We start from the raw sequence: 21,289 nt of genomic DNA on the forward strand, positions 1-21,289 counted from the left end.
CCGCCGTCAGCAGCCTGTGACGGGTGTCAGGCCTTCTCGGCGTCCGCGTCGGCGGCCGGAGCCTCGGCCGGAGCCTCGGCCGGGGCCTCGGCGACGGCCTCGGCCGGCGTCACGGCGTCGGCCGCGGCGTCCTTCTCGGTCTCGACGGAGGTCTGGACCTCGGCGGCAGCCGCGGTCTCGTCCTTCTTGTCGCCCTCGAGCAGGTCGCGCTCCCACTCGGCGAGGGGCTCGCCGGCGGCCTTCTCGCCCGGCTTCGAGTCACCGGTGGCGGCACCGGAACGGGCGATGAGGCCCTCGGCGACGGCGTCGGCGATCACGCGGGTGAGCAGGGTGACGGAGCGGATCGCGTCGTCGTTGCCCGGGATCTTGTAGTCGACCTCGTCGGGGTCGCAGTTGGTGTCGAGGATCGCGACGACCGGGATGTGGAGCTTGCGCGCCTCACCGACGGCGATGTGCTCCTTCTTGGTGTCGACGATCCAGACGGCGCTGGGCACCTTCTGCATCTCGCGGATACCACCGAGGGTCTTCTCCAGCTTGGCCTTCTCACGCGAGAGGACCAGGAGCTCCTTCTTGGTGAGGCCGGAGGCGGCCACGTCCTCGAAGTCGATGAGCTCGAGCTCCTTCAGACGCTGAAGGCGCTTGTAGACGGTGGAGAAGTTGGTGAGCATGCCACCGAGCCAACGCTGGTTGACGTACGGCATGCCGACGCGCGTCGCCTGCTCGGCGATGGCCTCCTGGGCCTGCTTCTTCGTACCCACGAACATGATGGAGCCGCCGTGGGCGACGGTCTCCTTGACGAACTCGTAGGCGCGGTCGATGTACGACAGCGACTGGAGCAGGTCGATGATGTAGATGCCGTTGCGCTCGGTGAAGATGAAGCGCTTCATCTTCGGGTTCCAGCGACGGGTCTGGTGACCGAAGTGGACGCCGCTTTCCAGCAGCTCCCGCATCGTGACGACGGCCATGGCCGTACTCCTTGAGGTGCTCGGTTATCGCGAGCGCAGGTTTGCGCTCGCGCCTGACGCCCCGACGCGCCGTGCCACGAGGGACCGAGGAGCGCGGCCACCTCCGCTGAGAGGGAGGTGGCGGGGCGTGCGAAGTCGACCCGGTGACCCGGATCGCCGTAAGAAGTGTACGGGACCCGCCGGGTCCCGGGTGACGGCGATGTCCACAACCGGCGAGTAGTCCACAGGGGCGGTCCATGATCACCGGAATCCCGGCCTCCGGGAGAGCGTTGATCCATGCGACCTCTGCGACCTCTGCGTTTTCTACGATCCCCGCAACTCCCGCAATTTCCGCAACTCCCGCGATGCCTGCCGCGCCTGCCGCGCCTGCCGCGCCTGCCGCGCCTGCGAGGCTTGCGCCTACCGTCCCGTACGCCCGGCCCGCTCCGCGTCCGTGTCCGTGTGCCGATGTTCCTGCCGGCCGTGGCCGTGCTGGCCGCCGTCCTGCCGTCGGCACCGGTGGCCGGGACGGCCGGGTCACGGCTCGCGCCGACCGTACGTACCGAAGCAGCGCCTCCTCCGGCGGCCGGGCCGGACGAGGAGCCCGGGGAGACGTACGCGGACGAGGGGACGTACACGGAACTGGACGGCGGCCCGGTCTGGCCGCTGGCCGGCAGACCCGCGCTGTCACGCGGGTGGGAGCCGCCCGCGAACCCGTACGGCCCCGGCCACCGCGGCGTCGACCTGGCGGCCCGGCCGGGCACCACGGTGCTGGCCGCCGCCACCGGCCGGGTCTCGTTCGCGGGGCGGGTGGCCGGGCGCGGGGTCCTCGTCGTCGAGCTGACCGGGAGCGGGGCGCCCCCGCTGCGCACGACGTACGAGCCGGTGCGGGCGCTGGTGGAGAAGGGCGACGTGGTGGCCGCGGGCCGGGCGGTCGGCGTGCTGGAGGCGGGGCCGTTCCACTGCGCCGCGGGCTGTCTGCACTGGGGGCTGCGGCGGGGCGACGCCTACCTGGACCCGCTCTCGCTGCTGCCGCCCGCCCTCCTGCGACGCGGCCCCTCACGGCTGCTGCCGGTGTTCGGGGTGCCGGAACCAGCGGAGGCAGGGCAGCCGGGAGCGCGGGGGAGCCCGGAGGGGCGGGAGAACCCGGGAGCGCGGGGGAACCCGGAGGGGCGGGAGAGCCGGTGAGGCGGTGGCGCGGGGGTCGCCGCGCTCAGCCGCGTACGCCGCGCAGGATCATGGCGACGGCGGTGTCCGCGATGACACCGGGCTCCTCCGCCACGCTCAGCTCGATACGGCGCACGGCGGCGTCGACCGATCCCTGGAGGAGCATCGCGGCGAGCCTCGGCTGGGTGTGGCCGAGGTCACCCAGCGCTTCGACGATCATGGCGATCAGGCCTCCGTGCGCCGCCCGGATCTTCTCCCGGGCGCCGGCGTCCAGCTCGCTCGCGGAGATCGCGACGACCGCCCGGTGGCGGCGGTCCCCGACGAGGTCGAGCTGTCGGCGCACATACGCCTCGATCTTCGCCTCGGGGGTCTCGGCGCGCTCCATCGCGTTCTCGACCTCGGCCGCCCAGACGGGGAAGTCGACGGCGCAGAGCTCCTCGACGACGGCGGCGCGGGAGCGGAAGTACTCGTACACGGAGGACCGGGCGAGGCCCGTGCGCTCGGCGAGTGCGGGGAAGGTCAGCGCCTCCGTACCGCCCTCGGACAGCAGGGAGCGCGCGGCGTCCAGGAGGGCGCCGCGCTGCATGGTCCGGTGCTCGGCCACGGAGGCCGCTCGAATCCTGGGCACGCATCCACTCTACGGCGGCAGGTGCCGGAGGGAAGGTCCCAGCCTCGGTCCGGGTGGCCGGAGGGAGACTTTCAGCGTCCGGCGTCGGCCAGTTTGGCCCGGAGCTGGAGCACGGATTTGGTGTGGATCTGGCTGACCCGGCTCTCGGTGACACCGAGGACGTTGCCGATCTCCGCGAGGGTCAGGCCCTCGTAGTAGTAGAGGGTCACCACCGTCTTCTCCCGGTCGGGGAGCGTGTTGATGGCACGCGCGAGCAGTCTTCGCAGCTCCCGGTCCTCGGCCACCTCCACCGGGTTGTCGGCGGCGGTGTCCTCCAGGGTGTCCATCAGGGTGAGCCGCTCGCCGCCCTCACCTCCGACCTGGAGCATCTCCTCCAGGGCGACCACGTTGGCCAGCGACAACTGGCTGAAAACCGCGTGCAGTTCCTCCAGGGTGACGCCCATCTCCGAGGCGACCTCGGCCTCCGTCGGGGTGCGCCGCAGCTGGGCCTCCAGCGTGGCGTAGGCGCGCTCCACGTTGCGCGCCTTCTGCCGCACCGAGCGGGGGATCCAGTCGAGCGCCCGCAGTTCGTCGATCATCGCGCCGCGGATCCTGGTGATCGCGTACGTCTCGAACTTGATGGCCCGCTCGATGTCGAACTTCTCGATGGCGTCGATCAGTCCGAAGACTCCGGAGGAGACGAAGTCGGCCTGCTCGACGTTGGACGGCAACCCCACGCTCACGCGGCCCGCGACGTACTTGACGAGCGGCGAGTAGTGCAGGATCAGCTGCTCCCGCAGCCGCTCGTCGCCGGTGGTCTTGTACGAACGCCACAGTTCGTCGAGCGAGGAGGGGGCGGGAGGGCGCACAGTGCCACGCGCAACCGGTGGTACTGCCGCGCGGTCAGACCCGGAGGTGTGCTGGGGCATGTGGTGCCTTGAGCCGTTCTGCCGTGAAGTGCTGGGGGACTTCTGTCTGGGGCGGAATCCTTGTGAGCGTAGCGTGACTGCGGCGTCGCAGTCCGCACAGGAGCGGAGATCCGTGCCGCGTGATGACGTTTCGCCGTTCACGCCGCCCGCACCTGGCGGGAGCCGGGGGCCGTCGCCGTGGGCGAGGGGCCCCCGGCAGGTCACCGATCGATCGTGCGCGGTCATCGGCCTTACCTTTTCACCCGAATGCTCCAGGTCAAGAACCGCCTCGCCGTGCGTCGCCGTCGCAGAGGGGCGGACGCGTCAACCGCCAGCCGTCGCCCTCGCGTTCGACGAACCCCAGTGAGTGGAGTTCGTACAGACGCCCGAGTGTTTCGTCGGCGGAGGTCCCCGCGCCACGGGCGAGGTCACGGAGGCCGGCCAGGCCGTGGTACGGGAGGGCGTCGAGGATCCGCGACGCCACCGGGTCCAGCCGGTCCCGGGGCAGCACCGGTCCCCGCCGGTCCGGTGCGAGGTCACCGATGTCCCCGATCAGCTCGGCGACTTCGGCGGCGTCGGTGACCAGCACCCCCTCACCACGCAGCAGTTCGTGGACACCGGCCGACAGTCCGCTGGTGGCGGGCCCCGGCACCCCCATCACGAACCGGCCGAGCCGCTGCGCGTGGCGGGCGGTGACGAGGGAGCCGCTGCGGTACTCCGCCTCCACCACGACCGTGCCCCTGGTCAGGGCGGCGATCACACGGTTGCGCAGGACGAACCTGCTCCGGGTGGGGTGGGCGCCCGGCGGCAACTCCGCCACCACCAGGCCTTGTTGTGCCATCCGGCCGATCAGCTCCGAGTGACCCCGGGGATAGGGGACGTCGACACCGCAGGCCAGCACCGCTGCCGTCGCCCCTCCCACGGCCAGGACACCGCGGTGCGCCGCACCGTCCACGCCGAACGCCGCGCCCGACACCACGACCCAGCCGCGCTCCGCGAGCCCGGCGCCGAGGGTCGCCGCCATGTGCGCCCCGTACGGCGTGCAGGCCCGCGCGCCGACCACCGCGACCGAGCGCAGGGCCCACAGCCGCAGGTCCGGCCGGCCCCGCACCCAGAGCCCGACGGGCCGCGCGTCGCCCAGGTCGTCGAGCTGGCTCGGCCACTCCCGGTCCCCCGGGCAGACGAGGCGCCCGCCCACGGCGGAGACGGCCGCCAGGTCCTGCTCGGGTTCGGCCGCCGCCGCACGGAGCCGGTAGCCCTCCAGCCGTACGGCGGTCATCCCGGGCAGCTTCCGGGCGGAGCCGTCCGCGACGCGGAGCGCCCGGAGCAGCTCGACGGGCCCGGCCTGCCGCAGCCACGCCCCGGCGCGCTCGTCCCCCGGCTCCACCACCCGCGTCAACGCGGCCCGCGCCACCCGCTCGGGCTCCGGCCCCCGCCCCGGCCGCTCCCCGTCCCGCCCCACCTCGTCCGCACGCCCCTGCCGCCCCGGGCCCTGCCCGCGCCCCGTCCCCGCCTCCACCCCGCTCACCGCGTCCCCGCCTCCATCGGCGCCCCACGCTGGATGCCGGTCCGCAGCTCCAGGGCGACCGCGATGTCACGGGCCTCCGGCCGGGGCGCGCCCCTCAGGTCCGCCACCGTCCAGGCCACCCGCAGCACCCGGTCCAGCCCCCGGGCGGTGAGGAGCCCGCGCTCCAGGTCCCGCTCCGCCGCGGCCAGCGCCCCCGGCGCCGCCGGCAGCCGGGTCCGCAGCTCGTGTCCGGGCACCTCGCTGTTGGTCGTCCACGGCGTCCCGGCCAGCCGCTCGGCCGCCCGCGCCCTGGCCTCACGCACCCGCGCGGCGACCACGGCCGTCGGCTCGCCCCGGCCGCCCTGCCCCAGCAGGTCCGCGCGGTCGACCGGCTCCACCTCGACCCGCAGGTCCACCCGGTCGCGGAGGGGGCCGGACAGCCTCGCCTGGTAGCGGCGGACGGTCGAGGGCGGGCACTCGCAGCCCGCACCGGTCAGGGTGTGGCGCCCACAGGGGCACGGGTTGGCGGCCAGCACCATGAGGAACCGGGCGGGCAGCCGCACCACCCCCGCCGCCCGCGCCACCACCACATGGCCCGACTCCAGCGGCTGGCGCAGCGCGTCCAGCGCCTTGCCCGAGAACTCGGGGGCCTCGTCCAGAAAGAGCACCCCTCGATGAGCCAGCGAGACCGCCCCGGGCCTCGGCATCCCGTTGCCCCCGCCGACCAGCGACTGCATGGTCGCCGAGTGGTGCGGGGCGCAGTAGGGCGCCCGGGAGACGAGCGGTTCACCCGGGGGGAGGATGCCCGCCACGGAGTGGACCGCCGTCACTTCGAGGGACTCCTGCCGGGTCAGCGGCGGCAGGACCGCCGGGAGCCGCTCGGCCAGCATGGTCTTGCCCGCACCCGGCGGGCCCGAGAGCAGGAGATGGTGTCCCCCGGCCGCGGCCACCTCCAGGGCCTTGCGGGGGCGCGGCTGCCCCGCCACGTCCGCCAGGTCCGGGGTGTGCCCCTCGCCGCGCGGAGCGGCCAGTCCGGCGCCCAGGCCGGTGCCCGGGACCATGAGTCCGGCGAGCATCGCGTCGGGGCGCCCCCGGTCGTCGCGGGGCTCGTCGGGGACCGGTTCGTCGCAGAGGACGGCGATGAGCTGGCGCAGGCTCCGGACGCCGAGGACCGAGACGCCGGGCACCAGGGCGGCCTCCCCGGCCGTCTGCTCGGGGACGACGACGTGCTCGTACCCGGCCTCGGCCGCCGCGAGGACCGCGGGCAGCACGCCCCGTACGGGACGGACCCGGCCGTCCAGCCCCAGCTCGCCGATCATCACCACATCGGCGATGGAGGCGGGGTCGATCCGCTCGGCCGCCCCGAGGACCGCACACGCGACGGCGAGGTCGAAACCCGAACCGCTCTTGGGCACGGAGGCCGGGGAGAGCCCGACCGTGAGCTTCTTCTGCGGCCACTCGGCCCCGGAGTTGACCACCGCGGCCCGCACCCGGTCCCGGCTCTCGACCAGACTCTTGTCCGGCAGGCCGACCAGAGTGAAGGCCGCCACCCCGGGCTCCAGATCCGCCTGGACCTCCACCACCACGCCCTCGACGCCGACCAGTGCCACGGAACACGACCGTGCGTACCCCATCAGGACACCCCCCGGGCGTGCTCGGTGACCGGGGCGCCGCGCCGGGGCACGATCACCCCGACCAGGTCGATCCGGACCCCGCCGGCCGGTGGTCCGCCGTGCCGCTCCAGCCAGATCTCGGCGAGCCGTCGCAGCCGGTCCGCCTTGACCGGGGTGACCGCGGCCATGGGATGTTCGAACCCGCCCGGCCTGCGGGTCTTCACCTCGCAGAAGACCAGTGCGTCGCCGACTGGTAAGGAGTCGGTGTTCCAACCCTGCGCTATTCCGTTGCCATTAACGAACGTGTCACGAGCCCCAAACGGTATGAATCTTTGTGTCGTTGACCGGATCAAATGAGGAGGAGTATTGCGTAACGGTATGCGCGTGGCCGTGACCGTGGTCGTCTTCGTGCTGGCTGGGTGTGCCCCTGATACTGCGCCTGCCCCCAAGCCCAAGCTGGCCGACCTGACCGGGAAGACCTACCGGGAGGCATGGCGCATCGTGGAGCAAACTGACGGCCTTGTCGGAGCCGGGACCATGCAGGCGGAGGGGGCCGACACCTCCCGCCTGTCCGTGGAGGAGCGCCGCAACCAAGACGAGTGGTTCGTGTGCACGCAAGAGATGGTGAGGGCCAGGGGCAGCGACGGGTATTCGGTCAATTTCGTACTGTCGCCCACGGTTGCCGGATGTACAGCCGACGCCCCTGCCCCTCTCTCAGTGGGCACGCCCATCAAGGCTCTGGCGCCGCCCGACTCCTACACCTACGGAGGCGTTCCGTCCTGGGCCGGTGCGCATATGGGGATGAGCGAATCGTCAGTCTCTGGAATCCTGGGCGTGGAACTGCATGATGTGTGTCAAGCGGACACCGATACGTCGTACGCCGCCGACCGACACGGCCTGAACTGCTGGATCAGCGACCAGGAGTACGGAACGCTCGTCTTCCGGGATGGCGCGGGAGCGAAGCTCTATCCCTTGGCTCACGGACTTCAGGCATGGCTGTGCTGCGAGGCTGGCCGCCCTGAGCAAGGATGACCGAAATCCTGCATCCGTTAGGGCTTGTGACACATTCGTTAATAGATCCCGCTTTCGGTGGCTTGGGCAGCTTCGAGGTACTCCGCCCAGCTGGTCTGGGCGTACTGGGACCAGACGTAGGCGGTGTTGGGGTGCATGCCGAAGAGGTCGCTGACGACGATGGGCGGGAGGTCAGTGATCGCTTCCAGCATGGCCGTGTTGCGGGCGCTGATGCCCGGCAGGCCGTGCTTCCTCATGTAGTCGTTGACGGTCTCGGCGCTTCGGGGGCGGCTCGGCGGGCGCCCGGGGAAGAGGAAGCCGGGTGTGCCGTTGTGCGGCTGCTGGAGAACGGAGGTGCGGCAGCTGGGGCTGGCGATCTGCTTCTCGATGAGGACGGCGAGCCGGGGCGGAAGAAGGACGGGATGCCGGTCAATCGTGAGGTAGGCATTGTCGCCGTCGCGGTGGAAGCGGTCGGTCGTGAGCTCAACGATGCGGGTGGTGGGCAGGGCATAGAGGCTGGTCAGGGAACCGATGATGCGGGCCTCCAACGGGAGGTTGTCGTCGTTGAGGCAGCGGCGAAGCTGCTGGTTGAGTTCGTCGCTGTGCATGAATCGGCTGGGCAGCCCGTGCCTCCGTGTCGGAACAGTGACCTTGCTCGTCAGGCGGCGGGCGACGGCCCAGCGGATGAACGCTGATAGACCGCGGGCCTGGGTGGGGTTCTTGGTCAACCAGAGGTCGAGGACTTCCTGGCTGAGGTCTACCAGCGTGATCGAGTTGTCGTCGAGCCAGGTGATGAACTTGATCGCGGTCCGGATGTCCGTCCGGTCGTTCGAGGCGGCGCCGGCGGTGTAGCGACCCTTGTCGGCCCGGCGCCGGGCATCGCGGAGGACACCCCACTCGGCGAACGGGCGGATGACGCGAGCGTGGTGTGGGGAAACGTCCGCGAGCGTGGTGTCGAGCCAGAGACGCAGGCGGGCGAAGTTCTCCTGCCGCTTGGGCAGGACGCCGGCGGCGACGAGGAGTTCGCGGACGTAGAGAGTCCCCCAGTCCTGGGGTAGTTCGTCGAGAATCTCGTGGGTGATCTCCTGGTGCCGTGCGGCGAGGCCGGCCAGCATCCGGGCCGAGTCGCTGCGGCGGGTCCAGGTGATGACGGACCAGGGTTCCTGGGCGCCGCCGAGCTGTTCCGCGAGCGGTTGGAGCTGGGGGTGGATCTTGCCATCCTCGTCGCCCAAGAGGTCACGGACCCGGTCCTTGGAGACGCAGCGCGAGCAGAAACCGTCGGCGTAAATGTCGCCGGGGTAGCCGCAGCGGCGGCAGGAGAAGTCGATGTCCGTGCCGGAGCACGGGCCGCAGATGTTCCCGTCCTCCGTCCGTCCGACGAGCGTGCGCAGGGTGCCGCACTGAGCGCAGGGAGCCGGATTGCGCTTCCGCCGCTGGTAGCACGTGTCGCAGAGGGTGCCGACGGGCCAGTTGGCCTGGACTGGCTTGGTCTCGCCACAGTCAGCGCAGGGAAGGGACCGGCGGGGACGGCATGACGCGCAGTAGAACTCGCCGCTGTGGTGTTGGAAGCCATGCCGAACCCGGTTGCAGTGGACGCAGGTCCGCTTGGGACCGCGGTAGCAGTCGACGCAGATAGCGGGCTGGCCCTCGGTCTTGCGGACGCTGATCGATTTGACCTGCTGGCAGAGGTCACAGAGCCGAGGCGGGGATTCGTAGCAACTCCTGCAGACCGGGCCGTCGGCGGTGACGGCCTGCGCCGGCCGCGGCTTCCCGCAACGGACACATGTGTGCTCCGGCTTGGGGGCGCAACCCTGACACAGGCTGGTGCCGTCCTCGCGGCGTCGGACTGGCTTCCGGATGCGTCCGCATTCGGCACATTCCTCAATGACCTGCGGATCGGTGTAGTAGCAGTGTCGGCAGATCGGTCCCTCTTTGCGGCGGGTGACGATGTGGCCGTCGCGGCCGCAGCGGGAGCAGGGGCGAAGTTCGGTTCGGGCGACGCACCAGTCGCAGCAGCGGCCTTCCGGGGTGTTCCGGGTGAGGCGGAGGCCGGTGCGGTCGCAGCGTGCGCAGGCCAGCTGGGTGACGGCGTCGCCGTGTCCGGTGGCTTCGAGGTGTTGGAGGAGACGGACCACCTGGACTGGGCAGTGTGGTGAGGGCTCGGTGAGGGCGTTCGGATGCTCGGCGAAGTAGTCGTCCAGGGCCCGTGCCGGACCGGGGTTCCATGCCTTGGCCTTCTCCAGGGCAGCCTGGGCGTCCTCGGCCGTCAGCGCGGGGCCGGCCACCCGTTGGAGGTAGGCGATCAAGCGAGCGCGGGCCTCGGTGAGCTCGCGCTGCTTGCGTATCGCGGCTTGTCTCACGACTGCCCTGGGCGGCGGATCACGGTGCGGCGGGGCTTGGCCGTCAGTGGGGCGGCGTCTCCGTCGGCGGTCTTACGGACCTGGGCGTTGACGACCTCGGGCTTGATCAGGTCATTGGGGGTGCACTGCAGGATGTCGCAGAGCGCGACGAGGGTGTCCATACTCATCCGCTGCGGGGGCTGGGTCACCAGCCGGTAGATCTGTTCCCGCGACAGGACGACGCCGCGTTCGGCCAGCAGCGGCACCAAGTCGGAGGTCTGGTACATCTGGCGCTCGGCCATCAGCTGGCGGAGCTGCCACTGGTAGCCCATCTTCTTGATCACTTGATTACGTCCCAGTCGTTGCCCAGTCGGTCTTTCATCGATGCTTCCAGCAACGTGTTGCGGTACTCGTTCGAGACCCCCATGTAGACAGCCGTGGTTGACGCATGAGAGTGGCCGACCTGTTCCTGCACGAACCGGGCGGGATAGCCGAACTCCGTCAGGTGCGTGATGTAGCTGTGCCGGAGGCAGTGCAGGTCGAGGTCCTCGTCGAGGCCAGCGGCTTCGCGGGCCGTAACGAACGCCTCATTGATCGACCGCGGGGATATTCGGCCGATCCGTTCGGTCACCCAGAGCGCGGGATGTCGGCCCGGCGAGAAGTGCGGCCGGATCTCGGTCACCCACTCGTCCAGGACGTCGACCGCCCAGTCCATCTCCGGGACCATCAGCACCGTGCGGCGCTTGGGCGGCGTCCCCTTCGACGCCTTGCCGAAACGGACCATCATGGTGCCGTAGCCGCGGAACTGCGGAGCCTTCCGGCTCCGCCGCAGGTCCGTCAGGTCAACCCGCGAGGATTCCGTCCGCCGGGTGCCGTAGGCGTAGATCGTCTTGATGACCGCAGCGTCTCGAAGCGCGGTCAAGGCACCCTTGCGACCCTGTCCCCTGATCTTGCCCGGCCGGGCGTCGGCGGCATCGAACAGGGCTTGGACCTCGTCGTAGGTCAGCGGACGCCTCCGCGGATCACCCTCGTACTCGACCGTGTGCAGAACAGAATTGCCCTCGTGGAACACCTGCTGCGGGACCTCGCCGAACCGCTCCAGACAGGCGTCGAGCCAGCCGTAGCGGGTGTCGAGCAGATACTCCAGGAACAGCTCGATCGTCACCTCGTAGGTGCGGGCCGTCGACAGCTGGATCGGCTTCTTCCCGCACCGAAGATGGGCGATGAACGCCTCGCCCTCGGCCGGCGTCCACTGCCACGGGTACTGGCCGGAGAACTCCTCCAGCCGCTCGATCACCCGCAGCCGCGGATCGATCGTCGACGCCTTCAGAAACCGGGCCGACTGCTGCCGGGCCCAGCCCTCCTTCATCGCGTCAAAAACGGCAGGGGCCGGGTCAAGGTGTACGACGTTCCGCGCAAGGACGAGACGCGCCGAACCGGGGGCCTGAGTGCTCACAACCACTGTTGTATCAGACGCAACATTGTTGAGTTTGCCTGCTAGGGTGCAGGTCAGCGACTGCCCCCTCTCCGACCGCCAAGGCGGACTCGGGCCTAGGGCCAGCGAGAACGGCCATCCCGGCACCGCGAGGAGTGTTGCGTCTACTGCAATTCATCCTGTTTGTCCCTGGCGACGATGTCGACCTCTCCGGCGCGACAGCGCCAGTTGCGCTCGATCACGGCCATTCCGGCGTCGGTCAGCAGCCGTGCCGCCAGGTCCTCGCCGTACCGCCCGAGTGCCCCCCGTGCGTTCATCTCCGCACCACCTCCGGCACCGACTCTGGCCCGGCCGGCCGGAAGTTGTGGATCTTGGTGGACAACCTTCCCGATGTGGAAAACCCGGCCACCCACACGGGTGACCGGGTCTGTACCGCAACTCGCACGAATCGGCGGCCCCGTGACGTACGGGCCGCGCGGGGTCAGCCTCCCGGAAGTTCCAGATCGCTCTTGTTGAGCTCTTCGATATTGACGTCCTTGAAGGTCAGCACGCGGACCTGCTTGACGAACCTCGCGGGCCGGTACATGTCCCAGACCCAGGCGTCCGCCATGGACACCTCGAAGAAGACCTCACCCTGGACGGAGTGCACCTGCATCTCGTAGTCGTTGGTGAGGTAGAAGCGCCGTTCGGTCTCGATCACATATTTGAACAGACCGACGACATCGCGGTACTCCCGGTAGAGCTTCAGCTCCATCTCGGTCTCGTACTTCTCGAGGTCCTCGGCGCTCATGGCATGTTTCCCCTTCAGCCGTGCGTCCCCCCATTGTGCGTCAGCCTCCGGCGCCCCTGGACGATCAGGCGATTTCGGCGGCGAGGACCAACGGAACACGCGGGGGGCCCTCGTCGAGGAGCGTGCGCAGCAGCTCGGCGAGTCTGGTCGGGTACACCGTCTCACGCGTCGTGAGAAGTTCGGCGGAAGTCCACCACCTCAGACCCGCGACGCTGCGCGATTCCAGCTCGGTGAGGCTCTGGGGGCCGGTGGCGGTCCGTTCCGTACGCGCGAGGAAGTACCACTCGTCCTGGTCCCAGCGCCGCCCGTCGAACGGGAAGGAGCAGGTCCGTTTCCAGAGCACCGGGCCCAGCTCGATGTCGGTGACGCCGGTCTCCTCGGCCAGCTCGCGGCGGGCGGCCTCCTCATGGGTCTCGTCGCCCTCCAGGCCGCCGCCGGGCGTGAACCACCAGTCGTCGGCGAGGTCGCCGGGCTCGTGGCCGTGGAGCAGGAGGATGCGGTCGTCGGGGTCCAGCAGCACCACCCGGGCGACCCTGCGCGCGGCGGCGGTCACCGGGCGGTTCCGGCGGCCCGCCCGCGGCGGGCGGAGCGGGCGGCGAGGGGGCCGTAGGCGGCTCCGCCCAGGATGAGGACCACGCCCACCAGCGCGGCGCCCGCCTGGAGCGGGAGCGGGCCGTCGGCGGAGACTCCGCCGGGCAGCGCGGCGAACGACCCGGGGCGGCCGATCATCCCCTTCATGGGCCAGGCCACCGCGTCGACGCGGGCCTGGACGGCGCTCAGGGGTACGGAGCCCTGCCCCGCGTCCTCCAGATGGACCCGGGAGTCCAGCGAGGTGGACCGCTCGTCGCCGAGGAGGAAGATCTGCCCCTCGGGCACCTCGGCGGAGAAGTCCTGCGGCGAGGCGGGCGCACGCGTCCCCGCGGCGGCGAGGCCGCGGTCGATGTACGGCTCCTCCACGGGGGCCCCGCCGACGGTGAGCCGTCCCTCCTCGTCGCAGCAGGCGACCGTGTCCCCGCCGACGCCGACCACGCGCTTGATCATCGGGGTGTCGCCCCAGTCGCTGTCGGTGAAGACCACGACGTCACCGCGCCGGACGTCGGCGCCGTCCACCCGCTCCGCGAGCACCCGGTCGCCGGCGTTCACCGTGGGGGACATCGAATCGGTGGGGACGGCGTACGGCTTGTACACCACCGCCGCCCAGAGGAACCCTCCGAGGAAGAGCACACAGCCGACGGCCACGGCCAGACCCGACACCATGGTGCCGGTCCGGCCGCGGCCGTCGTCGTCGCGTTTCGTACCGCTCATCCCAGCGCTCCCCCATCGGAGATCGACAATCGCTGATCCGAGTCGGCACCCTACCCGGCGGTACGCCCGGCGGTCAGCCTCCTGCGCCGCCAGAACACGAGGGGCAGCGCTCCGGCCACGCCCAGTGCGGCCGGGGCCATCGCGGCGGCCGCGTTGAGTCCGGGCTGGTCGAAGGTGCTCGGGATGGGCAGGGTCGCCCAGCGGCCCACGGGCCAGGCGATGACGATCGCGCGGCCGACGACCTCGTCGTTGGAGACGGTGCCCTGGCCGGGGAGCTCCTGGTGGTAGCGGGAGTCCAGGGAGTTCTGCCGGTGGTCTCCCATGACGAAGATCCGGCCCTCCTCGACCTCGATCGGGCCGAAGGGCTTGTCGTTGCACGGGGTGTTCCCCGGGAAGATGAACGACTTCTCGTCGAGCGCCTTGCCGTTGACCGTGACCGGCCCGTTCTCCTTGCACTCCACGGTGTCCCCACCGACCGCGATGACCCGCTTGATCAGGTCCTGCTCCTCGGAGGAGGGCATCAGACCGATGAAGCTGAGGAACTTCTGCGCCACGTTGGGTTCCGGGGTCGCCGTGTCCTCCAGCCAGCCGCCCGGGTCGTGGAAGACCACGACCTCGCCGCGCTCCGGCTCGGAGCCGAACCAGGGGGTCAGCTTGTCGACCAGCACCCGGTCGCCCCGCTGCAAGGTGTTCTGCATCGAGTCCGAGGGGATCGAGAACGCCTGGATCAGGAAGGTCTTGATCAACAAGGCCAGGATCAGGGCGACACCGATGAGCAGCGGCAGCTCCATCCAGAAGGAGCGCTGCTTCTTGCGCGGCGTACCACCGCCCGGATCGCCCCCGCCCCCGTCGTCGCCCGGAGCACCGCCGTCACCGCCCGGCGGGAGGGCAGCCCCGCCCACGGGAGACTCGTCGCGCTCCGGCCGGTCCTCGGGTTCGCCGTGTCCGGATCGTGCGCCGACCGCCAAATCCCCCACATCCACTCCTCAATACGTGCCACTGCCCGCGCCCGATCCGGTGCAGGCCCACCACTCCCATAACGAGCGGGAGTTCCACAGGGGTCGGGATCCGGACCATTCCGTCGCGATCCGGCGTGGCAACCCTATGCGACGACCCCGGAACCGCTGCCTCCGCTCCGCTCGCCCGCGCCACCGCGGCGAAGGCCTCGCGCTGCTCCAGGGTGGACCAGTTGGAGAAGGGCCAGGCGATCACGACGGCCCGCCCCACCACCTCCTTCTCGGAGACCGTGCCCCGGTCGGGCTCGTCGAGGTGGAAGCGGGAGTCGGCGGAGTTGGACCGGTGGTCGCCCATCATGAAGAGGCGTCCCGCCGGCACCTCCACCTCGAACTGCACGGTCGAGGGACGGTCGTCCGGGTGCAGATAGGGCTCGGTCAGCGGTACGTCGTTGACGGTGACGCGGCCGTCGGTGCCGCAGCACTTCACGGTGTCGCCGCCGACGGCCACCACGCGTTTGATCAGGTCCTGCTCGTCGTCGGAGGGCAGCAGGCCGATGAACTTCAGCGCCTCGGTGGCCTGCTTGACGCCGATGGGCGCGTCCTCCTGGTCCCCGCTGTTCTCCCGCTGGAGCCAGCCGCCGGGGTCCTTGAAGACGACGACGTCCCCGCGCTGCGGCTTCGATCCGAACAGCGGGGTCAGCTTGTCCACCAGGACGCGGTCGCCGATCTTGATGGTCTGCTCCATCGATCCGGACGGGATCACGAAGGCCTGGACGAGGAAGGTCTTCAGGACGAGCGCGATCAGCAGCGCCATCACGATGAGGACCGGTATCTCCTTCATCGCCGATCTGCGGCGCTTGCGCCGGACCTTCCTGGCGAGCTTGCGGCGCTCGGCCCGGGTCGGCAGCGAGCGGGGCGCGGCGGGCCGGGACGCGTCGGGGGCCGGGACGCCGCGCGGGCGCCCTCGGTTACCCATGCGCCCTGCCGGGTGCCCGTACGCCGTCGAAGGCGCCGGTCCCCTCCAGGCCGCCGATCCGGGCGGGCGGCCAGCCCAGCCAGTCCACCCGGCCGATCACCCGCTCGACGGGGACCATCCCGCCACCGGGCGATCCGAGGTGGTCGCGGGAGTCGCTGGAGCGGCTGCGGTGGTCGCCCAGCATCCAGAGCGTGCCCTGGGGCACGACGATGTCGAACGGCGCCCGGGAGGCGGTGTCGCCGGGGTGGAGGTACGTCTCGTCCACCGGTGCCCCGTTCACCTGGAGCCTGTCCCGGGCGTCGCAGCAGACGACGCGGTCGCCGCCCACGCCCACCACGCGCTTCACGAAGTCGGTGTCGGGCGGCTCGGCGAGCCCCAGGGAGGCCGCCGCCCCCCGTACCAGTTCGCCCACCGGGTTCGCGTCCAGGTCCTCCCGTACGAAGGAGCCGGTCCCGTCGAAGACCACGACGTCCCCGCGCTCGGGCCCGGAGCCGAACCGGTACGCCAGTTTGTTGACGAGCACCCGGTCACCGACCCGCAGGGTGGGCTCCATCGAGCCGCTCGGGATCAGGAAGGGCTGCACCACGAAGGCGCTGAACAGCAGCACCGCGACCACGCCCGCCACCCCTCCGACGAGGAGGCGTCGCCGCCACCGCCGCAGGGAGGCGGCAGCACCCCGGAAACGCGAGGAGCGCGACCGCTCCTCGGACCCGGCGTGGGGTTCCGAGGAGCGGTCGCGCTCCGAGTGCTCTGCTTGCGTGTCCATCGCGGCCGAATCCTATCCGGCCGCGCTGTGTACGCCAGGGGGTGTCCTGCCGGTCACCCCGCGGAGGCAGTTCAGTTGTCGCGCTTCTCCTTGATCTTCGCGGCCTTGCCGCGGAGCTCACGGAGGAAGTACAGCTTGGCGCGGCGGACGTCACCGCGGCTGACGAGCTCGATCTTCTCGAAGATCGGGCTGTGCACCGGGAAGGTGCGCTCGACGCCGACGCTGAAGGAGACCTTGCGGACCGTGAAGGTCTCGCTGACGCCCGAGCCCTGACGGCGGATGACGATGCCCTTGAACTGCTGGATACGGGAGCGGTTGCCCTCGATCACTCGCACGTGGACGTTGACGGTGTCACCGGGGCGGAACGCCGGGACGTCCGAACGGAGGGTGGCGGCGTTGACGCCATCGAGCAGGGAAGCCATGAGTTCTGCTTTCTTCGCCGATGCCACAGGTCATCGACGGGATATCGAGAGGGGTTCGGAGTGCTGATCGCGTCGGGCGGGCGTCTTTCCCCCTGTGGCAGGGGCGCACACCGGACGTACAGCAGCGGCCTATTCTTCCACGGCCGGTGGCCTGCGCCAAAATCGGCCACCGGGCTCCGGGGCGAAGCCGAGGATCGAGAGGATCTCGCGGTCCTTCTTGTCGAAGGCCCCCGCCTCGCACCGCTCGATCAGATCGGGCCGGTTGAGGGCGGTACGGGCGAATGCCTCGTCCCGCCGCCAGCGCGCGATCTTCCCGTGGTGGCCGCTGAGCAGGACGTCCGGGATGGACCGGCCGCGCCACTGCGGCGGCTTGGTGTAGACGGGCCCCTCCAGGAGGTTGGCCATGGCGCCCGGGGCGAAGGAGTCGTCCCGGTGGGACTCGGCGTTGCCGAGGACGCCGGGCAGCAGCCGGGCCACGGCCTCCGTGATCACCAGGACGGCGGCCTCCCCGCCGGCCAGCACGTAGTCGCCGATGGAGACCTCGACGACCGGGAGCCGGGTGGCGTACTCGTCGATCACCCGGCGGTCGATGCCCTCGTAGCGGGCCGGGGTGAAGACCAGCCAGGGCTGGGCGGAGAGCTCGACGGCCAGCTCCTGGGTGAAGGGGCGGCCGCTGGGCGTGGGCACGACGAGGACCGGGGCGTGCGCGCCGGACTCGTACCCGTCGGCCAGCGCCTCGTCCAGCGCGTCCCCCCAGGGCTCGGTCTTCATGACCATGCCGGGGCCGCCGCCGTAGGGGGTGTCGTCGACCGTGTTGTGCCGGTCGTACGTCCACTCCCGCAGGTCGTGGACGTGGACGTCGAGCACCCCGCGGGCGCGGGCCTTGCCGACCAGGGAGACGTTCAGCGGGTCCAGGTACTCGGGGAAGATCGTGACGACGTCGAGCCGCATCAGGCGTCGCCCTTCGGCGCCTCTTCGGCCTCCCCGGCGGCCTGCTCCTCGTCGCGGGAGGAGACCACCACGGCCTCGCTCTCGTCGATCAGGCCGGGCGGCGGGGTGATGACCGCGCGCTGCTCCTCCAGGTCGATCTCGGCGACGATCTCCTCCACGAAGGGGATCATCACCTCGCTGCCGTCGGGGCGCTCCACGATGAAGAGGTCCTGCGAGGGCAGGTGGGAGATCTCGGTGATCCGGCCGACCTCGGTGCCGTCGGCGAGGACGACGTCCAGGTCGATGAGCTGGTGGTCGTAGAACTCCTCGGGGTCCTCCGGAAGCTCCTCGGGGTCCACGTCGGCGATCAGCAGGGTGTTGCGCAGGGCCTCGGCGCCCGTACGGTCGCGCACGCCCTCGAAGCGCAGCAGCAGCCTGCCGCTGTGCACCCGGCCCGACTCGATGGTGAGCGGGCCGGTGGCCGCCGGGTCGGTGGCCAGGACGGCGCCGGGCCCGAGCCGCAGTTCCGGCTCGTCCGTTCGTACCTCGACGGTGACCTCGCCCTTGATGCCGTGGGCGCGGCCGATCCGCGCGACTACCAACTGCACGCTGTCTCTCCGATGGATGGTGTGCGGACGTCTTGATGGTGTGCGGACGCCGGCCCGTCGCGGGAACGTCCGGGGCGGCCGACGACAAAGGCCGGGGACGGCTCGAAAGCCCTCCCCGGCCCTGGCCGGTGTTCAACTGCGGTCAGCGGACCTGGTCCACGTCGACGAGGTCGACCCGGATGCCACGGCCGCCGATGGCGCCCACGACGGTCCGCAGAGCGCGAGCGGTGCGGCCGTTGCGGCCGATCACCTTGCCGAGGTCGTCGGGGTGGACCCGGACCTCCAGCACGCGCCCGCGGCGCAGGGTGCGCGAGGCCACCTGCACGTCGTCGGGGTTGTCGACGATGCCCTTCACGAGGTGCTCGAGAGCCTCCTCGAGCATGCTCAGGCCTCGGTCGACTCGGTGGACGCGGCAGCGTCAGCCGCCTCGTCCGCCTTCTTGTCGGACTTCTTGGCCTTGGGGGTGATGGCCTCACCCTTGGCCTCGTCGCCGTCCGCGGACAGCGCCTCGAACAGGGCACGCTTGTCAGCCTTGGGCTCCGGCTGCAGCAGCGGCGCGGGGGCCGGGAGACCCTTGTGGGCCTGCCAGTCACCGGTGAGCTTCAGGATCGCGAGGACCGGCTCGGTCGGCTGGGCGCCGACGGACAGCCAGTACCGCGCGCGCTCCGAGTTGACCTCGATGCGCGAGGGGTTCTGCACCGGGTGGTACAGGCCGATCTCCTCGATGGCCCGGCCGTCACGGCGGGTACGGGAGTCGGCGACGATGATGCGGTAGTGAGGCGAACGGATCTTGCCCAGACGCTTCAGCTTGATCTTGACTGCCACGGAAGTGGTGTCTCCTGGTCTATGACGTGGTTGGGCACAACGAAGATGCCACGTGGGGTTGCGGTACTCGGAGTGCCCGATGGACGCGTCAGCCGGAGGAGAGAGGGGTCCTGTGCGACTGTCGAGTACAGCTAGCCATTGTGCCACACCACTTCGTCTCACCCCACCGCGACCGCCGCTTCCGGGATCTGGAACGGCTTTCCGCAGCCTCCGCAGACGATCGGGGCCTGGGCCAGGACCGATGGGACGACGCGGACGTTGCGTCCGCAGTCGCAGACGGCCTTGACCCGGACGCCGCCCCCGGAGGAACCGTGCCGGGCGGCGGGGCCCCGGAAGGAGCGCTTGGTGTCGGCGGCGGTGGCGACCGTGTGCGCCTTGAGGGCGCGCTGCAGCCGTTCGGTGGTCGGGCGGTACCGGCGCTTGGCCTCCGGGTTCAGGGTGACCAGCGAGAACCCGCTGCTGGGGTGGGGCTCCTCGGCATGGTCGAGGCCCAGCTCCTCGGCGATCGCCAGGAAGCGTCGGTTGTGGTAGCGGCCGGCGCGGGAGGTGTCACGGACTCCTCTCGCGGCGGCGATGCCGTGGACTGCCTCGTGGAGCAGTCGCTCGAAGGAGAGCTCGGCGCCACAGGCGGACGAGGACTCTCCGATCAGGGACTCGGGCGCGGCTAGATCGGGCAGCTCGGGGTGGTACCGCTGAATGTCGGCCCACGCCTGTGCCAGCTCTGCGGCAAGTACAGGTGGTGTCGTGCTCACGTCGTGACAACGATTCCGGGCGCTCCGGTGTTCCTATTCCGGGGCATCCCAAATAATTTGCACGTACCAGTCAGTTGCTCGTGATGTGTCCTGGATGCGTCCGGACGCGGGCGGGTGCGCCGAACTGCGGAGAAGCCGCACAGCTCGCACCAAGGTGGTGCACAGCGCGCGGTGCGCCCGGCGCGCGGAATGTGCGGTGCCCCGGCGCCCGGTGCCACTTACCGGTCCGCCGGTGAGGGTACCCGGCGGACCGCTCGACGTGCCCGGTGCCCGGTGTCGGGTAAGACTGGTCGAAGAGCGGACGTGGTACGAGGGCGTGTGCGGTCCACGACGGGCCCTCAGCTCCGACCGGGCTCACGACGGCGTGAAAAGGCCTGGCGCGGCGGTCCGCCGACGGGGCGCACGACCGGGGCACGCAACCATTGCCCCACGCCCCCTGGACGGAACGGCGGATGTGCAGTTCTCTGGCATACGGGGGGTGCGGGCATACCGCACGCGGGGGGCCGTCCACTCGGGCAAGACCGACCTCTTGGCGGATTGGGGCGCTTCCATGACACCAACGCTCGTCCGGAACCACCGGGACGCGGATGCCTCCGCGCCGGCGGACGCCGGTACCCGTGCCCGCGACTGGGCCGAGATCCAGGAACGCATGCTGGCACCGCTCTACGAGGCGGTGTACGACCGGCTCGAAGTCGGGCCCGCCACCCGGATGCTGTCGCTCGGCTGCGGTTCCGGGCTCGCCATGCTCGTCGCGGCGGCGCGGGGGGCGCAGGTCACGGGCGTGGACTCCGACCGGGAGCGGCTGGCGCTGGCGCGCGCCCGGCTGCTGCCCGAGGAGGGCGTGGAAGGCGCGCCCGCGCATCGGGCCCGGCTGCACGAGAGCGGGCCACCGGCGGGCGCCGGCGCGGACGGGGCACCGTACGACCTGATCACCGTGTTCGAGCCGATCGGCTGCGCGGCCGGTGACGCGGAGGGGCTGGTGCCGGCGCTGGAGTCGGCGCTGCCGCTGGCGGCCCGGGGCGCGACCGTGGTGCTGACCGGCTGGGGCCCGCCGGAGCGGTGCGCCACGGCGCCGGTGCTGCGGGTCGCGGCCCGGCTGACGGAGTCCTCGCGTCCGCAGCGGCCGGGCGGGTGGCGGCCGACCCTCCGGGACGACCTGGAGGACGTGGCCGCGCGGGCGGGTCTCAAGCCGGACGGTTCGGGGCGGGTCTCCTGCCCGTTCGGGTACGCGGATCCGGACAGCGCGGTGCGCGGGCTGCTGTCGACCGGGCTCTTCGACGCCGCCGTACGGGCCACCGACCGCTCCCAGGTGGAGAAGGAGGTCGCGGAGGCGCTGCACCCCTACCGGCGGGCGGACAGCACGGTGTGGATGCCCAACGTCTTCCGCTACCTGGTCTGCGCGACGTGATCCGAAGGCGGGCCCGCGTG

General features: G+C 71.1%; 23 protein-coding genes and 2 pseudogenes. 3 read left to right on the top strand and 22 right to left on the bottom strand.

Annotated features, from left to right (window positions below):
• Window positions 1–26: 26 nt before the first annotated feature.
• Entirely contained in the window at window positions 27–965 is a 939-nt protein-coding gene (rpsB, locus tag AB0917_RS11125; RefSeq protein WP_366819223.1) for a 30S ribosomal protein S2, read from the bottom strand.
• Between the two features lie 447 nt (window positions 966–1,412).
• On the opposite strand from rpsB, the gene AB0917_RS11130 reads away from it, so the two are divergent.
• Window positions 1,413–2,132, top strand: a complete 720-nt coding sequence (locus AB0917_RS11130; RefSeq protein WP_366819242.1) for a M23 family metallopeptidase — start codon at window positions 1,413–1,415, stop codon at window positions 2,130–2,132.
• 25 nt (window positions 2,133–2,157) lie between these two features.
• On the opposite strand, the gene AB0917_RS11135 is transcribed toward AB0917_RS11130, so the two are convergent.
• From AB0917_RS11135 to AB0917_RS11155, 5 genes and pseudogenes are all read right to left on the bottom strand, one after another.
• Entirely contained in the window at window positions 2,158–2,715 is a 558-nt protein-coding gene (locus AB0917_RS11135) for a TetR/AcrR family transcriptional regulator (RefSeq protein WP_018488723.1), read from the bottom strand.
• 95 nt (window positions 2,716–2,810) lie between these two features.
• A complete protein-coding gene (whiG, locus tag AB0917_RS11140; protein WP_366819224.1) occupies window positions 2,811–3,647 on the bottom strand; it encodes an RNA polymerase sigma factor WhiG in 837 nt (278 codons plus the stop codon).
• 256 nt (window positions 3,648–3,903) lie between these two features.
• Window positions 3,904–5,088: a DNA-processing protein DprA gene (gene dprA, locus AB0917_RS11145; RefSeq protein WP_366819243.1), complete on the bottom strand. Its 1,185-nt coding sequence runs from the start codon at window positions 5,086–5,088 to the stop codon at window positions 3,904–3,906.
• Between the two features lie 62 nt (window positions 5,089–5,150).
• A complete protein-coding gene (locus tag AB0917_RS11150) occupies window positions 5,151–6,767 on the bottom strand; it encodes a YifB family Mg chelatase-like AAA ATPase (RefSeq protein ID WP_366819225.1) in 1,617 nt (538 codons plus the stop codon).
• Window positions 6,767–6,994, bottom strand: a pseudogene (locus AB0917_RS11155) (YraN family protein); the annotation flags it as partial. The gene AB0917_RS11150 and the pseudogene AB0917_RS11155, both read right to left, overlap by 1 nt.
• 136 nt (window positions 6,995–7,130) lie before the next feature.
• Between AB0917_RS11155 and AB0917_RS11160 the strand changes: the two are divergent.
• On the top strand, window positions 7,131–7,778 hold the full coding sequence (locus AB0917_RS11160) for a hypothetical protein (protein ID WP_366819226.1): 648 nt from the start codon (window positions 7,131–7,133) through the stop codon (window positions 7,776–7,778).
• A gap of 38 nt (window positions 7,779–7,816) precedes the next feature.
• Here AB0917_RS11160 and AB0917_RS11165 read toward each other — a convergent pair whose 3' ends face one another.
• The 16 genes and pseudogenes from AB0917_RS11165 to AB0917_RS11240 form a co-directional block, all read right to left on the bottom strand.
• Window positions 7,817–8,989 (bottom strand): hypothetical protein, encoded by a 1,173-nt coding sequence (locus tag AB0917_RS11165; protein ID WP_366819227.1) that lies wholly within the window; start codon window positions 8,987–8,989, stop codon window positions 7,817–7,819.
• Between the two features lie 1,124 nt (window positions 8,990–10,113).
• Window positions 10,114–10,440, bottom strand: a complete 327-nt coding sequence (locus tag AB0917_RS11170; RefSeq protein WP_366819228.1) for a helix-turn-helix transcriptional regulator — start codon at window positions 10,438–10,440, stop codon at window positions 10,114–10,116.
• Window positions 10,437–11,465 (bottom strand): tyrosine-type recombinase/integrase, encoded by a 1,029-nt coding sequence (locus AB0917_RS11175; protein WP_366819244.1) that lies wholly within the window; start codon window positions 11,463–11,465, stop codon window positions 10,437–10,439. The genes AB0917_RS11170 and AB0917_RS11175 overlap by 4 nt, the downstream gene beginning before the upstream one ends.
• A 251-nt stretch (window positions 11,466–11,716) precedes the next feature.
• Window positions 11,717–11,923 (bottom strand): annotated as a pseudogene (locus AB0917_RS11180) (YraN family protein); the annotation flags it as partial.
• Window positions 11,924–12,012: 89 nt separating this feature from the next.
• Window positions 12,013–12,321 carry a DUF2469 domain-containing protein gene (locus tag AB0917_RS11185; RefSeq protein WP_003965949.1) on the bottom strand — a complete coding sequence of 103 codons (309 nt, stop codon included), beginning with the start codon at window positions 12,319–12,321 and terminating at the stop codon, window positions 12,013–12,015.
• A 64-nt stretch (window positions 12,322–12,385) separates the two neighbouring features.
• Entirely contained in the window at window positions 12,386–12,874 is a 489-nt protein-coding gene (locus AB0917_RS11190; RefSeq protein ID WP_366819229.1) for an NUDIX hydrolase, read from the bottom strand.
• Window positions 12,871–13,626 carry a signal peptidase I gene (gene lepB / locus AB0917_RS11195; RefSeq protein WP_366819230.1) on the bottom strand — a complete coding sequence of 252 codons (756 nt, stop codon included), beginning with the start codon at window positions 13,624–13,626 and terminating at the stop codon, window positions 12,871–12,873. Before lepB (AB0917_RS11195) ends, AB0917_RS11190 begins: the two co-directional genes overlap by 4 nt.
• Window positions 13,627–13,676: 50 nt before the next feature.
• A complete protein-coding gene (gene lepB / locus AB0917_RS11200; protein ID WP_366819245.1) occupies window positions 13,677–14,594 on the bottom strand; it encodes a signal peptidase I in 918 nt (305 codons plus the stop codon).
• Window positions 14,497–15,558 carry a signal peptidase I gene (gene lepB / locus AB0917_RS11205; protein WP_366819231.1) on the bottom strand — a complete coding sequence of 354 codons (1,062 nt, stop codon included), beginning with the start codon at window positions 15,556–15,558 and terminating at the stop codon, window positions 14,497–14,499. The genes lepB (AB0917_RS11200) and lepB (AB0917_RS11205) overlap by 98 nt, the downstream gene beginning before the upstream one ends.
• Window positions 15,551–16,324, bottom strand: coding sequence for a signal peptidase I (lepB, locus tag AB0917_RS11210; RefSeq protein WP_366819232.1), 774 nt, complete (start codon window positions 16,322–16,324; stop codon window positions 15,551–15,553). The genes lepB (AB0917_RS11205) and lepB (AB0917_RS11210) overlap by 8 nt, the downstream gene beginning before the upstream one ends.
• Window positions 16,325–16,395: 71 nt before the next feature.
• Window positions 16,396–16,746 (bottom strand): 50S ribosomal protein L19, encoded by a 351-nt coding sequence (gene rplS, locus AB0917_RS11215; RefSeq protein WP_366819233.1) that lies wholly within the window; start codon window positions 16,744–16,746, stop codon window positions 16,396–16,398.
• A gap of 129 nt (window positions 16,747–16,875) precedes the next feature.
• On the bottom strand, window positions 16,876–17,697 hold the full coding sequence (gene trmD, locus AB0917_RS11220) for a tRNA (guanosine(37)-N1)-methyltransferase TrmD (protein WP_366819234.1): 822 nt from the start codon (window positions 17,695–17,697) through the stop codon (window positions 16,876–16,878).
• Window positions 17,697–18,284: a ribosome maturation factor RimM gene (gene rimM / locus AB0917_RS11225; RefSeq protein ID WP_366819235.1), complete on the bottom strand. Its 588-nt coding sequence runs from the start codon at window positions 18,282–18,284 to the stop codon at window positions 17,697–17,699. The genes trmD and rimM overlap by 1 nt, the downstream gene beginning before the upstream one ends.
• A 142-nt stretch (window positions 18,285–18,426) precedes the next feature.
• Complete coding sequence (locus tag AB0917_RS11230; RefSeq protein WP_003980229.1) at window positions 18,427–18,666, bottom strand: RNA-binding protein; 240 nt, start codon at window positions 18,664–18,666, stop codon at window positions 18,427–18,429.
• Between the two features lie 2 nt (window positions 18,667–18,668).
• A complete protein-coding gene (rpsP, locus tag AB0917_RS11235; protein WP_366819236.1) occupies window positions 18,669–19,109 on the bottom strand; it encodes a 30S ribosomal protein S16 in 441 nt (146 codons plus the stop codon).
• A gap of 158 nt (window positions 19,110–19,267) precedes the next feature.
• Window positions 19,268–19,861, bottom strand: a complete 594-nt coding sequence (locus AB0917_RS11240) for a hypothetical protein (protein WP_018509633.1) — start codon at window positions 19,859–19,861, stop codon at window positions 19,268–19,270.
• A 550-nt stretch (window positions 19,862–20,411) separates the two neighbouring features.
• Here AB0917_RS11240 and AB0917_RS11245 point away from each other — a divergent pair.
• Window positions 20,412–21,269: a methyltransferase domain-containing protein gene (locus AB0917_RS11245; RefSeq protein ID WP_366819237.1), complete on the top strand. Its 858-nt coding sequence runs from the start codon at window positions 20,412–20,414 to the stop codon at window positions 21,267–21,269.
• Window positions 21,270–21,289: the final 20 nt, after the last annotated feature.

Source organism: Streptomyces sp. NPDC007346, from assembly GCF_040703535.1.
Lineage (GTDB): Bacteria > Actinomycetota > Actinomycetes > Streptomycetales > Streptomycetaceae > Streptomyces.